Source organism: Herbiconiux sp., assembly GCF_023264855.1.
In the GTDB taxonomy this organism is placed as follows: domain Bacteria; phylum Actinomycetota; class Actinomycetes; order Actinomycetales; family Microbacteriaceae; genus Herbiconiux.
Genome location: NZ_JAHFUW010000023.1, coordinates 23695 through 39006, shown reverse-complemented (window position 1 = coordinate 39006; position 15312 = coordinate 23695). Strand labels below are relative to the sequence as shown.

Annotated in this window: 14 protein-coding genes and 1 tRNA gene; 9 read left to right on the top strand and 6 right to left on the bottom strand. The window is 71.4% G+C overall.

Translation table 11 applies throughout. From position 1 onward, the window contains the following. Window positions 1-111: 111 nt before the first annotated feature. Entirely contained in the window at window positions 112-1044 is a 933-nt protein-coding gene (gene pheA / locus Q0D75_RS10975) for a prephenate dehydratase (RefSeq protein WP_291053153.1), read from the top strand. Between the two features lie 151 nt (window positions 1045-1195). On the opposite strand, the gene argG is transcribed toward pheA, so the two are convergent. The 3 genes from argG to Q0D75_RS10960 form a co-directional block, all read right to left on the bottom strand. Then, window positions 1196-2641, bottom strand: coding sequence for an argininosuccinate synthase (argG, locus tag Q0D75_RS10970; protein ID WP_291053150.1), 1446 nt, complete (start codon window positions 2639-2641; stop codon window positions 1196-1198). Between the two features lie 87 nt (window positions 2642-2728). Then, window positions 2729-4156: a phosphotransferase gene (locus Q0D75_RS10965; RefSeq protein ID WP_291053148.1), complete on the bottom strand. Its 1428-nt coding sequence runs from the start codon at window positions 4154-4156 to the stop codon at window positions 2729-2731. A 58-nt stretch (window positions 4157-4214) separates the two neighbouring features. Next, window positions 4215-4622: a DUF5997 family protein gene (locus Q0D75_RS10960; protein ID WP_291053145.1), complete on the bottom strand. Its 408-nt coding sequence runs from the start codon at window positions 4620-4622 to the stop codon at window positions 4215-4217. A gap of 79 nt (window positions 4623-4701) precedes the next feature. On the opposite strand from Q0D75_RS10960, the gene Q0D75_RS10955 reads away from it, so the two are divergent. Further along, the gene (locus Q0D75_RS10955; RefSeq protein WP_291053141.1) at window positions 4702-5475 is read left to right on the top strand and encodes a LysR family transcriptional regulator substrate-binding protein; all 774 of its coding nucleotides are present in this window, start codon (window positions 4702-4704) and stop codon (window positions 5473-5475) included. A gap of 55 nt (window positions 5476-5530) precedes the next feature. On the opposite strand, the gene Q0D75_RS10950 is transcribed toward Q0D75_RS10955, so the two are convergent. Next, window positions 5531-6589, bottom strand: coding sequence for a diacylglycerol kinase family protein (locus Q0D75_RS10950; RefSeq protein WP_291053140.1), 1059 nt, complete (start codon window positions 6587-6589; stop codon window positions 5531-5533). Window positions 6590-6674: 85 nt separating this feature from the next. Here Q0D75_RS10950 and serS point away from each other — a divergent pair, with 85 nt between their 5' ends. The 4 genes from serS to Q0D75_RS10930 all read left to right on the top strand — a co-directional run bounded on the left by serS (window position 6675) and on the right by Q0D75_RS10930 (window position 10698). After that, entirely contained in the window at window positions 6675-7943 is a 1269-nt protein-coding gene (gene serS / locus Q0D75_RS10945) for a serine--tRNA ligase (RefSeq protein WP_291053137.1), read from the top strand. Next, window positions 7940-8770 carry an HAD family hydrolase gene (locus Q0D75_RS10940; protein ID WP_291053135.1) on the top strand — a complete coding sequence of 277 codons (831 nt, stop codon included), beginning with the start codon at window positions 7940-7942 and terminating at the stop codon, window positions 8768-8770. The genes serS and Q0D75_RS10940 overlap by 4 nt, the downstream gene beginning before the upstream one ends. 103 nt (window positions 8771-8873) lie before the next feature. Continuing rightward, window positions 8874-8960, top strand: a tRNA-Ser gene (locus Q0D75_RS10935). 94 nt (window positions 8961-9054) lie between these two features. After that, complete coding sequence (locus Q0D75_RS10930) at window positions 9055-10698, top strand: PAS domain-containing sensor histidine kinase (RefSeq protein WP_291053132.1); 1644 nt, start codon at window positions 9055-9057, stop codon at window positions 10696-10698. A gap of 109 nt (window positions 10699-10807) precedes the next feature. Here Q0D75_RS10930 and Q0D75_RS10925 read toward each other — a convergent pair whose 3' ends face one another. Together Q0D75_RS10925 and Q0D75_RS10920 are read right to left on the bottom strand one after the other, a co-directional pair. Beyond that, window positions 10808-11290 (bottom strand): SRPBCC family protein, encoded by a 483-nt coding sequence (locus tag Q0D75_RS10925; protein ID WP_291053128.1) that lies wholly within the window; start codon window positions 11288-11290, stop codon window positions 10808-10810. Continuing rightward, a complete protein-coding gene (locus tag Q0D75_RS10920; RefSeq protein ID WP_291053126.1) occupies window positions 11287-11637 on the bottom strand; it encodes a metalloregulator ArsR/SmtB family transcription factor in 351 nt (116 codons plus the stop codon). The genes Q0D75_RS10925 and Q0D75_RS10920 overlap by 4 nt, the downstream gene beginning before the upstream one ends. A 161-nt stretch (window positions 11638-11798) precedes the next feature. On the opposite strand from Q0D75_RS10920, the gene Q0D75_RS10915 reads away from it, so the two are divergent. The 3 genes from Q0D75_RS10915 to Q0D75_RS10905 all read left to right on the top strand — a co-directional run bounded on the left by Q0D75_RS10915 (window position 11799) and on the right by Q0D75_RS10905 (window position 15272). Beyond that, window positions 11799-13073: an LCP family protein gene (locus Q0D75_RS10915; RefSeq protein ID WP_291053122.1), complete on the top strand. Its 1275-nt coding sequence runs from the start codon at window positions 11799-11801 to the stop codon at window positions 13071-13073. A 22-nt stretch (window positions 13074-13095) separates the two neighbouring features. Further along, the gene (locus Q0D75_RS10910; protein WP_291053119.1) at window positions 13096-14358 is read left to right on the top strand and encodes an LCP family protein; all 1263 of its coding nucleotides are present in this window, start codon (window positions 13096-13098) and stop codon (window positions 14356-14358) included. A gap of 260 nt (window positions 14359-14618) precedes the next feature. Then, entirely contained in the window at window positions 14619-15272 is a 654-nt protein-coding gene (locus Q0D75_RS10905; protein WP_291053116.1) for an alpha/beta fold hydrolase, read from the top strand. Window positions 15273-15312: the final 40 nt, after the last annotated feature.

Here is a 15312-nt window from a genome sequence, read left to right as displayed (position 1 = left end):
CGTCGGACCCGATAGCGCCGCTATCGGGACCTCCTCCGCCTTGCGATCACACCACCCGGGCGTGCCCTCGCGTGGGACGGGGTGGGTGGCGCGGTCGGTAGGCTCGGAGGCATGTCGGAGACGTACAGCTACTTGGGGCCCTCGGGGACGTTCACGGAGGCCGCGCTGGCGCAGGTGCCGGAGGCGCAGGGCAAGACCTGGCGCTCGGTGAACAATGTAGGCGAGGCGCTGGAGGACGTGGTGTCGGGGCGCAGCGTCGCGGCGATGATCGCGATCGAGAACTCGATCGAGGGCGGGGTCTCCGCCACGCAGGACGCGCTGGCGAGCATCCCGAACCTGCGGATCGTGGGCGAGTACCTCGTGCACGTGCAGTTCGTGCTCGTGGCCCGGCCCGGCACACGGCTCGAGGACGTGAAGGTGGTCAACGCGCATCCGGTGGCCTACGCGCAGACCCGCAACTGGCTCGACGCGCACGTGCCGACGCACGGGCACATCCCGGCCACCTCGAACGTCGCCGCGGCACTCAACCTGTTCGAGAACGACCAGGCGGATGCGGCGATCGCGCCCCCGCAGATCGTGCAGCACCACGACTTCGAGGTGCTGGCCGAGAACATCGCCGACAACGCGAACGCCGTCACCCGTTTCGTGCTCGTCTCGCGCAACGCGGCGATCCCGCCGGCCACGGGAGCGGACAAGACGAGCATCATCGCCGAGCTGCCCGAAGACCGGGCCGGCGCCCTGCTCGAACTGCTCGAGCAGTTCTCGACCCGTGGCGTGAACCTCTCCCTGCTCGAGTCGCGGCCGATCGGCGACGCCCTCGGCCGGTACCGCTTCGTGATCGACGCGGACGGGCACATCACCGACGAGCGGGTCGCCGACGCCCTGCTCGGTGTGCGCCGCTTCAGCCCGAACATCATCTTCTTGGGCTCGTATCCCCGCGCCGACAAGGCCCCCGTGGAGTACGTGCCCCGCTACGACAACGAGGTCTTCGTCGAGGCCCGCGACTGGCTCCGAGGCCTGATCTCAGGCGAACCCACGGCCTGAGCTCCCCACCCCCATCTCCGCCGAAATCGCCGCCGACCCGACACTCAGTCCCGCTCAGAGGTGCCCAGAACGGCATTGAGTGACGGGTCGGCAAAGGTGAGGTGGGGGTGGGATTGCGGGGCGCCCCGCGCGAGGGCGGAGGCGAGAGCCGCTAGTCGGTGCCGGAGTCGAAGGCGGCGCCCTCGGAGGCCAGGTCGGTGGCGCGGTCGAGCGCGTCGGACTCGGCCGACGACGCAGCGGGGTCGCCCGCGAGGATGCCCTCGGACTCGCCGGGCTCGAGCCGGCCGACCAGGTCAGCCGTGGCGCCGGCCACGATACCGAGCGCGGCGTACTGCTCGAGGCGCGCACGGGAGTCGGCGATGTCGAGGTTGCGCATGGTGAGCTGGCCGATGCGGTCGTCGGGGCCGAAGGCCGCGTCGCCCACGCGCTCCATCGAGAGCTTGCCGGGGTGGTAGCTGAGGCTCGGGCCCGTGGTGTCGAGGATGGTGTAGTCGTCGCCGCGGCGGAGCTTCAGCGTGACCTCGCCGGTGACCGCCGAGCCCACCCAGCGCTGCAGTGACTCGCGCAGCATCAGCGACTGCGGGTCGAGCCAGCGCCCCTCGTACATCAGGCGGCCGAGCTTGCGGCCCTCGGCGTGGTAGTTCGCCAGGGTGTCTTCGTTGTGGATGGCGTTCAGCAGGCGCTCGTAGGCGATGTGCAGCAGCGCCATGCCCGGCGCCTCGTAGATGCCGCGGCTCTTGGCCTCGATGATGCGGTTCTCGATCTGGTCGGAGGCGCCCAGGCCGTGGCGGCCGCCGATGGCGTTCGCCTCGAGAACGAGCGCAACGGCATCCGGGAACTCCTGGCCGTTCAGCGCGACCGGGCGGCCCGCCTCGAAGCGCACCGTGACGACCTCGGTGGCGATCTCGACGTCGTCGCGCCAGGCGGCGACGCCCATGATCGGCTCCACGATCTCCAGGCCCGTGCTCAGCTCTTCGAGGCGCTTGGCCTCGTGCGTGGCACCCCAGATGTTGGCATCCGTCGAGTAGGCCTTCTCGGTGGAGTCGCGGTAGGGGAAGCCGCGCTCGACCAGCCACTCGCTCATCTCGGTGCGGCCGCCCAGCTCGTTCACGAACGAGGAGTCGAGCCACGGCTTGTACACGCGCAGGCGCGGGTTGGCCAGCAGGCCGTAGCGGTAGAACCGCTCGATGTCGTTGCCCTTATAGGTGCTGCCGTCGCCCCAGATGTCGACGCCGTCCTCCTTCATGGCGCGCACGAGCAGCGTGCCGGTGACGGCACGGCCGAGCGGCGTGGTGTTGAAGTAGGTCTTGCCGCCCGAGCGGATGTGGAACGCACCGCAGGCCAGGGCGACCAGGCCCTCCTCGACCAGCGCGGCCTTCGCGTCGACGAGGCGCGCGATCTCGGCGCCGTACTCGAGGGCGCGGCCGGGCACCGCGTCGATGTCGGGCTCGTCGTACTGGCCGATGTCGGCCGTGTAGGTGCAGGGCACCGCGCCCTTCTCGCGCATCCACGCCACGGCGCAGGAGGTGTCGAGGCCGCCGGAGAAGGCGATGCCGACGCGTTCGCCGACGGGAAGGGTGCTGAGAACCTTGGACATGGTGTCGATCCTATTTGCCCGCGGCCCCGGCGCCGAAACGCGGCCCGGATTGTGGAGAACCCGCCGCGGACGGCGGCCTGTGCAGAACTACCGCGGCCGGTTCGCCAGATAGCGGATGGCGCCCGCCGGGATGGCCACCCAGTCGGGCCGGTTGCGGGCCTCGTAGCCCACCTCGTAGAGCGCCTTGTCGAGCTCGAAGGCGTCGAGCAGCTCACGCTGCTCCCGCAGCGGCAGCCCCGACCGCGCGCTGTACCCGTCGATGAACGCGTCCCGGGCCTCGTGCGCCCACGCGGCTGCCGCCGACGCATGCGGTGTCGACGCCAGCGTCCCCGCCACGTAGTCGAACGAGCGCAGCATGCCGGCCACGTCGCGCAGTGTCACATCCGGTTCGCTGCGTTCGGCCAGCGGCCGCAACGGCTCGCCCTCGAAGTCGAGCAGCACCCAGCCGCGGCCGGGCACGGCGAGCACCTGGCCCAGGTGGTAGTCGCCGTGGATGCGTTGGAAGGCCGGCCAGGAGGACGCCTCCGCCATCCGGAACACGCCCTCGATCGCCTCGGCCTCCGACTCCAGCGCCGGCACGTCGGCGAACGCCTGGGTCGCCCGCTCGCGCATGCTGCTGAGGATGCCGGCGACATCGGAGGCGGTCGCCTCGCGTGCCGGGAACAACCGGGCCAGCTCGCTGTGCACCTGCGCGGTGGCCTCGCCGAGCGCGAACGCGAGCGCGCCGAACGACTCCCCGGACTCGGCCGAGCGCAGTGCGACCCGCCAGGCGTCTTCGACCTCGGGGATGAACTCCTGCGCGAACGCCAGGTGCCCGGAGGCGTGACCGCCGGGCTGCCTCGGGTCGGCCCAGCTGCCGGTGACCGAGCCGATCGAGCGCGGAACCAGGCGGGAGCCGGCATCCGACAGCGCCGACTGCACCACGGCATCCGGATTCTGCCCGTCGGAGAGCGCCCGGAACAGCTTGCAGATCACCGGGGTGGCGGGCTTGCCGTTCAGGTGCACGAGGTCGTAGATGATCGAGGTGTTCGACTGCTCGCCGCGCAGCACGTGCGAATCGGTGACCCGCACCTCGCCGCTCGTGAGCGCGTGATGGCCCGTCACCTCGACGCCGTCGGAGTGCTCACCGCGCTCGTGCTCGTCGTCGAGCATCAGGCCGAGCAGGGCGCGCGTGAACGCGGGGTCGTGCGGGGCGTCGTAGATGAACAGCGGCGATCCGTCGATGGTGGCACGCTCGATCAGGGCCTTGTCGCCGCCCAGCAGGCTCGACGAGCGGAAGGTCAACGGCACCTGGTAGAGCACCGGATCGGCGCCCGACTCGTCGAGGATGAGGTGCGTCTGCAACGCCACCTGGTGGCGATGGTCGACCAGCGACCAGACGCCGACCAGGGACAGCTCGGGCAGCGCTCCGGGCTCGACGCCGGCGGACGAATACCAGCGCTGGTGCGTCATCCATTCGGCGAGCGCCGGCCGGACTTCGCGAGTACGGGGAATGCTCACCGAGGAGACGCTCATGCTCGGACACTACGCCGAGCCGCACCGACCCGCCAGGCTTCGGCGGGGGATCCGGAGGTCAGTCGTCGGTGCGCTCGGCGGCCAGCGCCGCCTTGCCGGCCTTCTCGTCTTTGATGCGGCGGTTCTCGCTGCGCACCTCGGCCTGGGTGGCACGCTCGGTGACGAGCCACGCCGGCGGAGACTGCAGCAGCTCGGAGATCTGGGCGGTGGTGAGCGCCTCGGTGATCTCGGCGCGGGCGAGGCCCGAGATCGAGACGCCGAGCTTGCGGGCCACGATGTCGCGCGGGTGCGGCCCGTTCAGCCGCAGCTCGACGAGCCACTCCGGAGGCGTGGCCAGCAGCTCGTTCAGGGTGGCGCGGGTGACCGGCCCCTCCTGGAACTCGGCGGGGGCCGCCGGCAGGTAGATGCCGAGCTTCTTCGCGGCCGTGGCGGGCTTCATGGTCTGCGGCGTCTTCTCGGGGCTCATCTGCACAGCGTATCCTGGGCCTGCCCGCTTGTCGGGTGCGCCGCCGGAGGGGCGGCATCGAACGGCGGAGGGAGCCGGCATGGCCTTCCGTGTGGCGTTCGTGGCGGGCGTGACCCCCGCGAAGTGGTTCCGGGTGTGGAACGAACGGTTCCCCGGCGACCCGATCGAGGCGCTCCCGGTCGAATCGGTGCCCACCGGCTCCGACGACGCCCTGCGGATGCTGGCCGACGACCTCGCCGACGTCGCCTTCGTGCGCCTGCCGGTGCCGGGCGACGGCGTGCACGCCATCCCGCTCTACACCGAGCAGCCCGTCGTGGTGGTTCCCAAAGACCACGAGGTGAGCGCCGTGGAGGCGACCTCCCTCGCCGAGCTGGCCGAGCTCGGGCGCATCGACGACGAGGCCGGCCGCCCGGGCCTGCGGATGCTGTCGGTCGCGCCGGGCCCGACGGGCGGGGCGGATGCGATGGAGCTCGTCGCCGCGGGAGTCGGGCTGCTGGTCGTTCCGCAGGCGGTCGCCCGCCTGTTCGCGCGGAAGGACGTGGTGGCGCGGCCGGTCGAGGGCGCTCCGGAGACGCGCGTGGCCCTCGCCTGGCGCGCCGGCCTCGACGAGGAACGCGATGCGCGGGTGCAGGAGTTCGTGGGCGTGGTGCGCGGGCGCACCGCGAACAGCTCGCGCATGACCGCCGCCGAGACGGCTGAGCTGCGCGCCCAGAAGCCCACGGCCAAGGCGAAGGCGCGCGCGGCCGAAGCCCGCGCCGCGGAGGCCCGCAAGCATCCGCAGAAGAAGAAGGCCGCCGCGAAGCCGATCGCGGGCCGCACGCGAGCCCCCGGCCGCCGCCGCGGCTCGCGCTGATCGCGCGATTCAGTCAGGTGTCCGGGGTTCTTGCGCACATACGCGCCGCCGAGCTCTATACGGGCTCGGTGCCCGCTATTTCTGCACGAACCCCGCCCACCGGCGCGGCGGAGGCCGCTGCGGCCGGCGCCGGGACGCGCACCATGAGGCCCTCCGGGTGCACCCAGGTGTGCACGGCGGTGGCGACGCCGAACTCGTCGCCGTCGAGCTGGATCTCCTGCGCCGTCTCCAGCGTCAGCTCGAAGTCCTTGCCGGTCGCGTAGCGCACCGAGCGCACGTCGCGCGAGAGGTCGATGATCTTGCGGCCCGCCGCCGACTTGCGCAGCACCCCGTTCTCGAACGCGAGCTTGTTCCACACCTTCAGCCACCCGAAGGGACCCTCCGGCCGCAGGGTCACGATGTCGAGGTGGCCGTCGTCGGGACGGGCATCCGGAATCAGCAGCAGCCCGCCCGGCAGCAACCCGCAGTTGCCCACCATCACCGAGTGCGCCGAGGTGGTGCGCCACGGCGAGCCGTCGAGCGAGTACCGCAGCTTCACCGGCCGCAGCTCGGGCAGGGCGCGCCCGATGCCGTCGACGTAGGCCAGCCAGCCCACCTTCCGCTTGAGCGTGGTGTTGGTCTTCGCGATCATCTTCGCGTCGATGCCCAGCCCCGCCATCACGAGGAACACGTGCTCCGACGCCGATCCGTCGGCCCGCGTGATGCGCGTGAGCCCGAGGTCGATCGGCTTGCTGACGCCGGTGAACACGTTCTTCACGGCGAGCTCGACGTTGGTGAGGTTCATGTCGAGGTTGCGGGCCAGCAGGTTGCCGGTGCCGACCGGCAGCAGGCCCAGCGCCACTCCGCTGCCTCGGAGTCCCTCGGCCACGGCGCGCACGGTGCCGTCTCCGCCCGCGGCCATCACCACGACGGCTCCGGATGCCACGGCGTCCCGCGTCACGCCCTGGCCCGGGTCTTCGACCGTGGTCTCGAACCACAGCGTCTCGCCCCAGCCGGCGGCGGCCTCGGCAGCGGCCACCATCGTGCGCAGGCGGGCGGCATCCACCTTCACGGGGTTCAGCACGACGGCCGCGCGCGGAACCGGCGCCCCCGCGTCCCCCATAGTCTCGCCCACGGACTCACCGTACCCGCCCTGCCCTGCGCCGAGCCGCCAGGCCCGCGCCGAATCCGCGCCGGAGCCGCGAAGTAGGATGGAACCCGTGATCGATCCAGTGCTCCTGCGCGAACAGCCCGACGTCGTCCGAGAATCGCAGCGGGCCCGAGGCTCCTCCGTCGAACTCGTCGACCAGGCGCTCGCCGCCGACACCGAGCGCCGGGCCGCCATCCTCGAGTTCGAGAACCTGCGGGCCGAGCAGAACGCCTTCGGCAAGCAGGTCGCGGCCGCGCCGAAAGACGAGAAGAAGGCACTCGTCGCCCAGGCACAGCAGCTCTCCGCCGACGTGAAGGCGGCCGGCACGCGGGCGACGGATGCCGAGGCCGCATTCACCACGACGGCCCGCGCCATCCAGAACATCGTCATCGACGGAGTTCCTGAGGGCGGCGAGGAGAACTTCGTCACCCTGCGCGAAGTGGGCACGAAGCCCGCCTTCGACTTCACGCCGCGCGACCACGTCGAGCTCGGCGAATCGCTCGAGCTGTTCGACCTCGCGCGCGGCGCGAAGGTCTCGGGCGCCCGCTTCTACTTCCTCACCGGCATCGGTGCGCGGCTCGAGATCGCCCTGATGAACCTGGCACTCGACCGCGCGCTCGGCGCCGGCTTCACGCCGCTGATCACCCCCACGCTGGTGCGCCCCGAGACGATGGACGGCACCGGCTTCCTCGGCGAGCACGGCGACGAGGTGTACTACCTGCCGGCCGACGACCTCTACCTCACGGGCACCAGCGAGGTGGCGCTGGCCGGCTTCCACATGGGCGAGATCCTCGACCTCTCCAAGGGCTCGAAGCGCTACGCCGGCTGGTCGACCTGCTACCGGCGCGAGGCCGGTTCGCACGGCAAGGACACCCGCGGCATCCTGCGCGTGCACCAGTTCAACAAGCTGGAGATGTTCAGCTACGTGCTGCCCGAGAACGCCGAGGCCGAGCACGAGGCCCTGCTGAGCTACCAGGAGGGGATGCTGACCGATCTCGGCCTCGCCTACCGCGTGATCGACGTGGCGGCGGGCGACCTGGGCTCCAGCGCCGCGCGCAAGTTCGACACCGAGGCCTGGGTGCCTTCGCAGGAGACCTACCGCGAGCTCACCTCCACCTCGAACTGCACCACCTACCAGGCGCGCCGCCTCGACACCCGGTACCGCACCGAGTCGGGTAAGACCGCGCCGGTCGCGACCCTGAACGGCACGCTCGCCACCACCCGCTGGATCGTCGCGCTGCTCGAGACGCACCAGCAGGCCGACGGATCGGTCGTGGTGCCCGAGGTGCTGCGGCCCTACCTCGGTGGGCTCGAGCTGATCGAAGCGCCGGCCCCGTGAGCGGGGCGCTCGCGGGCGACGCGACCGGGCACGACCGCTGGCTGGTCGCCCTGGACATCGACGGAACCGTGCTGCACGAAGACGGCTCGCTGAGCGACATCGTCGGCGCCGAGGTGCGCCGCGTGGTGGCCGACGGCAGCGAGGTGATGCTCGCGACCGGCCGCTCGGTGAGCTCGACACTGCCGGTGCTGGGCCTGCTCGGCATCGCTCCGCAGTACGTGGTGTGCGCCAACGGCGCGGTCACCCTCAAGCGGGATCCGGATGCGCCGCTCGGCTACAGCCCCGACCACATCGAGACCTTCGACCCGGGCCCCGTGCTCACCACCATCCGCTCCCACCTGGCCGAGGCGCTGTTCGCGGTGGAGGACGACGACGGCCGCTTCTTCCACACCGAGGCGTTCCCCGAGTCGGTGCTCGGCGCCGGCCACGTGCAGGTCGGCTTCGACGAGCTGCTGCAGGTGGAGGCCACCCGTGTGGTGGTGATCTCGCCCGACCACGACATGGAGGACTTCCTCGCCGTGGTCGAGCGGATGGGGCTGCACCGGGTGAGCTACTCCATCGGCTGGACGGCGTGGCTGGACATCGCCCCCGACGGGGTGAACAAGGCCACCGGACTGGAGCGCGTGCGCTCTCTGCTCGGCATCCCGCGCGACCGCGTGATGGCGATCGGCGACGGCCGCAACGACGTCGACATGTTCCGCTGGGCGGGCGCCGAGGGCCGTGCCGTCGCCATGGCGCAGGCTCCCGCCGACGTGATCGAGGCGGCCACCGAGGTCACCACCTCGCTGAACGAGGACGGCGTGGCCCGAGCGCTGGCCACCCTCTGACACGCACCCGCGCCGGCCGCGTCCATGGCGCATCCGCCGCGCATCCGTCACCCGCGATAAGATCGGGGCTGGTCGTGTGACGCTCTCGGGCGGAGCGCGGTCGGGAGGGCTGTCCGAGCGGCCGATGGAGCCAGTCTTGAAAACTGGTGAGGTGTTAAAGCCTTCTAGGGTTCGAATCCCTAGCCCTCCGCGGTGGGGCGTTCCAGCGCCGCGCTCGATCGGGGGATCGCGGACTCGGGGGGTTCTGGATGGCCGCTACGGATCCGCTGGCACGCACACGGAGCATGCCCTACGTGCAGCTGCTGCTGGTGGTCGCCACAGGCGTGGTGGTGGTGTTCGGCGGCTTCATCGACGCCGCCGTGCTGACACCGGAGTTGCTGCTCGCCGCCGGCACGGTGGTCGTGCTCACGGCCCTGACGCTCGTGCTCGGCCGCCGGCCGGGGGTGCGGGCGAGCCTGTGGATGGCTGTCGTGCCGCTGGCCGATCTGGCAGCCTGCGCGATCATCCGGGCCGAACTCGTCGACGCGCTGCCCGCCGTGGGCATGCTCGTGGTCTTCCCGGTGCTGTGGCTCGCCTTCTCGTTCCCCTGGTACCTGGCGGTGCTCGGCGTGCTGGCCACGGTCGGCGTGACGTTGTACCCGCTGCTGGCGGCGGGCGGCTGGCCGATCGATTTCCAGCAGTGGGCGCGGGTGTGGCTGCTGCCCATCCTGGTGGGTCTGCTCGCGGCCGGAACCTACAGTGCGGCGCAGGCGCTGCGCCGGTCGGAGCAGCGCCGTCGCGGTGCCTCCAGCCGGATGCGCGACGCCGTGCGCTCCAGCACCGAGCGCGCCCTCACCCTGCGCGCCATCTCCGACACCACGGCCGACGCCGTCGCGATGTTCGACGCGGCGGGAACGCCCCTGATGGTGAATTCGCTGGCGCGCGAGGTGGCCGTGCGGGCCGGGATGCCCGGCGGCGTCTCCGATCCCGCGCGGGAGCCCGACGTGTTCGGCGCCGACCGCGTGACCCGGCGGCCGGTGCGGGCCGACCTGGTGCAGCAGGCGCTCTCCGGCGCCTTCAGGGACGCCTCGCTGGTGTGGGTGGGTCAGCCCGGCTCGCAGCTCGCGATCTCGTTCGTGGCCCGTCCGGTGAAGGGCCCCGACGGCGAGGTGCTCGGGGCCGTGATCGTGGGGCACGACGTGACCTCGCTGATCGAGGCCGTGGAGGTGCGCGACCACTTCCTCGACACCGTCGGCCACGAGCTGAAGACGCCGCTCACCGCCATCCTCGGTCACGCGGCCCTGCTGGAGGGCGGCGACGAGGCGAGCCGGCGGTCGGCGGAGATCATCGGGGCGGCGGGGGAGCGGCTGCTCACCGCGGTCAACCAGCTGCTCGCGGCCGGGCGCAGCGAGATCGCCGAGGCAGTACCCTCGCTCGTGGCGGTGGCGCCGCTGCTGGAAGGCGTCCGCACGCGTTTCCACGAGCGGGCTCGGGCGGCGGGTGTCGACCTTTTCGTGGTCGACGACGGCGCGGGCGCCGCACGCGCCGATGCCCGTGACCTGGTGCAGATCGTGGAGGCCCTGGTGTCGAACGCGGTCGCGTTCACGCCGCCGGGTGGTTCGGTGACGGTGACACTGGGGCGCGCGGCGGCATCCTCACGCGACGCGGGCGCCGTGGCATCCGGGTCCCGCGCCCCGTTCGACGTTCCGGCGGAAGACCCGGAGGTCGTCATCGAGGTGGCCGACACCGGCGTGGGCATGACGGCCGACGAGCTGCGCCAGGCGACGGATGCCTTCTACCGCACCCCCTACGCCGAGCAGCAGGCCGTGCCGGGCCTCGGCCTCGGACTCACGATCGCGCGCAAGCTCGCGCTCGCGAACCGCGCCACGCTCGACCTCGTCTCGACGCTCACCGGCACGCGCGCCACGCTGCGCCTCCCCGCCGCCTGACGGAGGCCGTCCGGTTCAGACATGCAGAAATATCGAGGAGTGAAGCCATATACGGCCTCGCTCGGCAGGATTTCTGCATTTCTGAACCGCACCTCGTTTCTGGCGACGCTCAGGCGGGGCCGGCGAGCAGCGCGTCGAGGCGCTCGTAGCCCTCGCGCACGCCGTGCTCCATGCCGTTCTGCACCATGCCGTCGCGCCACTCCACCTGCGGGTAGACGCTCCAGCCGGTGATGCGCGTGCGGGTGCCCTCGTCGATCGACTCGAAGCGGAGGGTTTCGAGGGAGACCGCATCCGGCATCCCCTCCCACTCGAAGGTCTGGATGATCAGCTCCTCGGGGCGCACCGTGTGGAACACGCCCGCGAAGGCGAACCGGTCGCCCGCCGGATTCGTGTGCACGTAGCGGTAACGGCCGCCCGACGTGAGGTCGTAGGCCTCGAGATGCATCTCGTAGCCGTTCGGGCCGAGCCACTGGGCTACGAGCTGCGGATCGGCGTAGGCGTTGTAGACGGCGGCGAGCGGTGCGTCGAACTCGCGCACGATCTCGATGAACGGCAGCCCTTCGGGCGCGGTGATGGTGACGGGGTTGGTCATCGTTCCTTCTCCTTCTGTGTTTCTGACGCGACGGGTGTCTCCAAGACGGCGTCGAGCCGCCGGAAGCGGCTCTCCTGCGCCAGGCGGTAGCGGTCGATCCACGCCGTCAGCGGCTCCAGCGCGGCCGGCGCGAGGTGCACGGGCCGGCGCTGGGCGTCTCGGCTGCGGGTGACGAGACCGGCCTCTTCGAGCACCCGGATGTGGCGGGACACCGCCTGCACCGTGATCTCGAAGGGCTCGGCGAGCTCGTTGACCGTGGCCGGCCCCCGGCTCAGCCGCGCGATGATGCGCCGCCGCACCGGGTCGGCCAGGGCCAGGAAGGCCCGGTCGAGCTCGTCGTCATCCATAATCAACTACTTCCTTTATCAACCAATAAGTTGAATATAGAGCCGAGCGAGGATGCCGTCAAGACCCATCCGGGAGAGCGCTCTCAATGGGACTCTCAGTTTCATACGTCATCATGAAAGATCCGTTCGTCCGACCCGAAGCACCGAGAACCCACCCGAGCATGAGCCATCCGATCGCCCGACACGGCCGGCTGAAGACGCCGAATCGTCTCGCCTTCGTCGCCCGTCTCGCCGCCGTCGCCGCCACCGTGGTGGCCGTGAGTGGAGCGGCGTTCGCCGGCTACGCCACCTGGAGCGTCTCGAGCGAGGTGCAGACCGTCGCGCTCGCCGGGGAGACCGCCGGCCCGCCGCCGCAGATCTCGGCGATCGACGGCGGCGTGAACCTGCTGCTCGTCGGCAGCGACAGTCGCGCCGGTCAGTGCGACGCGTACGGCGACACCGAGGGCAACCTCAATGACGTGACGATGCTGATGCACATCGCGCAAGACCACTCCAGCGCCACCGTCGTGAGCTTTCCGCGCGACATGGTGGTGCCGATCCCCTCCTGCCCCGACCCCGCCGGCGGCAGCTTCGACGCCATGAGCGCGCAGCCCATCAACGTCACCCTCTCCTACGGCGGCCTGCCGTGCACGGTGCTGACGGTCGAGGCGCTCACCGGGCTCAGCATCCCGTTCGCCGCCGAGATCCAGTTCAACGGCGTGATCGAGATGTCGAACGCGGTGGGCGGCGTGCCCGTGTGCGTGGTCGACCCGATCGACGACGAGTACACCGGCGTCGTGCTCGACACCGGAACGCACATGCTGCAGGGGGCGGATGCGCTGGGCTTCCTGCGCACCCGGCACGGCGTCGGCGACGGCAGCGACCTCGGGCGCATCTCCTCGCAGCAGGTGTTCCTGTCGTCGCTCGTGCGCACCATCAAGAGCGGCTCCACCCTGAGCGACTTCGGCAAGGTGTACGGGCTCGCGCGGGCCGCCTCCGGGAACATGATGCTCTCGCAGAGCCTCGCCTCGGCCGACACGATGGTGTCGATCGCGCTGGCGCTGAAGGACATCCCGCTCGAGAAGGTCACCTTCGTGGCGTATCCCGGCAGCACCGACGGCGAGGGTGTCTACGCCGGCAAGGTCGAGCCGCTCTACGACGACGCCGACGTGCTGTTCCAGGCGATCGCCGACGACCGGGCCGTGGTGACCGCCGATCCGGCGAACACCGGGGTGGGCGCGGTGGTCGATCCGAACGCGGTGACGGATGCGGCGGCGGGCGAGGCGGCGGCGAGCGGTGCCGCGACCGACGGATCGCAGCCCACCACCACGGCACCGGATGCGGCCGCCGACACGGCCGGTGGCGCGAATGCGGCCGTCGCGGCCACCGCCCTGCCACAATCGATCACGGGGCAGACGGCAGCGGAGTACACCTGCTCGAAGGGGAACGACTATTAGCGCACGCACGAAGCAGGTGCCGGTGGCACGCCACGGCCGGCAGACGTCGGCGCATCCGGTGCGCGCGATCGTCACCGTGCTCACCGCGTCGCTCGCCGTCGCGCTGGTCAGCGGGGCCTCGCTCGCGGCCTACGCCGCCTGGGACGTCACGAGCTCCATCACCACCGTCACCCTGCTCTCCGACGAGGCCGCCGCCGAGCCCGGCGCCGCAGCCCCGCCCGAGATCTCGGCGATCGACGGCGGCGTCAACCTGCTGCTGGTGGGCAGCGACAGCCGCACCGGTCAGGGCGACGCCTACGGCGACGACGAGGGCGCCGAGCTCAACGACGTGACGATGCTGATGCACATCTCGCAAGACCACACCAACGCCACGGTGGTGAGCTTCCCGCGCGACCTCGTCGTCGACATCCCGGAGTGCCCCGAGGGCGGCGGCTACACCGCGCCGATCAACGAGTCGCTCTCGCAGGGCGGCCTGGCCTGCACGGTGCTGACGGTGGAGAGCCTGTCGGGGCTCAGCATCCCGTTCGCCGCCGAGATCCAGTTCAACGGTGTGATCGAGATGTCGAACGCGGTGGGCGGCGTGCCCGTGTGCGTGGCGGAGCTGATCGACGATCCGTACACCGGCGTGTACCTCGAGCCCGGCACCTCGAACCTGAGCGGTGCGGATGCGCTCGGCTTCCTGCGCACCCGGCACGGGGTCGGCGACGGCAGCGACCTGGGGCGCATCTCGTCGCAGCAGGTGTTCCTGTCGTCGCTCGTGCGCACCATCAAGAGCGACTCGACCCTCACCGACTTCGGCAAGCTGTACGGGCTCGCGAAGGCCGCGGCGAGCGACATGACGCTCTCGCAGCGGCTCGCCTCGCCCGACACGATGGTGTCGATCGCGCTCTCGCTCAAGGACATCGACCTGTCGAAGGTCACCTTCGTGGCGTATCCGAGCTACTCGGCCGACTGGGTGCCCGAGGGCAAGGTGGCGCCCGACACCGACGCGGCCGACATCCTGTTCGCGGCCATCCAGGCCGACCAGTCGGTGGCCGTGGCGGCCCCGGGCGGCATCGCCTCGGAGCTCGACCCGAACGCTCCGGTGACGTCGGATCCGGCGGCGACGACCGCGCCGGTCGACCCGGCGGTGCCCGTGGACCCGGACGCTCCCGTCGACCCCGACGCACCGGTCACCACCGAGCCCGCGCCCGGTTCGGTGAACGCCGACGGCTCCACCGTGCTGCCCTCGAACGTGAAGGGCCAGACGGCCGCCGACTACACCTGCTCCGTCGGCAACAACTGACGTCCGGGCCTCGCCCCGGGTCTCGCTCTGCCGGCGGACGCGTTCACTCCAGCGATTCTCAGCGGAGCCTCCGCCACTGTGCACGAGCTGGCGCTCACGGTCGCTGGAGTGAACAGCGCCGTGAGGCGCCCTGTGCCGTGCTCGCGTGAAGGGGGTCCCGCATCCTTCGCGTTCAGCACGTGCTGCGCCGTGTCGAGGCCGGAACTGACGGATGCAGATCGCTACGGGGACTCGGCGCGCGAGGCCGGTAGCGTGAGGGCATGGACGCCGAACTGCTGTGGGAGGGGCCCGCCGAGGGGCCGGTGCTGGTGCTCGCGCACGGGGCGGGCGCGGCCATGGACTCGGACTGGATGAACCGGATGGCGGCACTGCTGGCCGAGCGCGGCATCCGCACGGCCCGGTTCGAGTTCGCGTACATGGCGGCACGGCGGCCGAGTGCGGCCGGGCCGGGAGCGCGCAAGCCGCCGCCGCGGGCCGAGAAGGTGATCGACGAGTACCGCGCCGTGGTGGAGCGGGTGATCGCCGAGACGGGTGGGCCCGTGGCGATCGGCGGCAAGTCGATGGGCGGCCGGGTGGCCAGCATGGTGGCCGACGAGCTGCACGCGGCGGGCGAGGTGAGCGCGCTGGTGTGCCTCGGTTACCCGTTCCATCCGCCCGGATCGCCCGAGAAGCTGCGCACGGCGCACCTCGAGGCGCTGCAGACGCCGACGCTGATCGTGCAGGGTACGCGTGATCCGTTCGGCACCGTCGACGAGGTGCCGGCCTACCCGCTCGCGCCGGGCATCCGCCTGCTCTGGCTCGACGACGGCGAGCACGAGTTCAAGCCGCGCGTGAAGATCTCGGGGCACACCCACGCGCAGCATCTCGCGGCGGCGGCGGATGCGGTGGCGGCGTTCCTCGAATCGACGGGGTGACGGCGCCGGAGTCGTCGGGCGGCTCCGGGTCTTGAGGCGC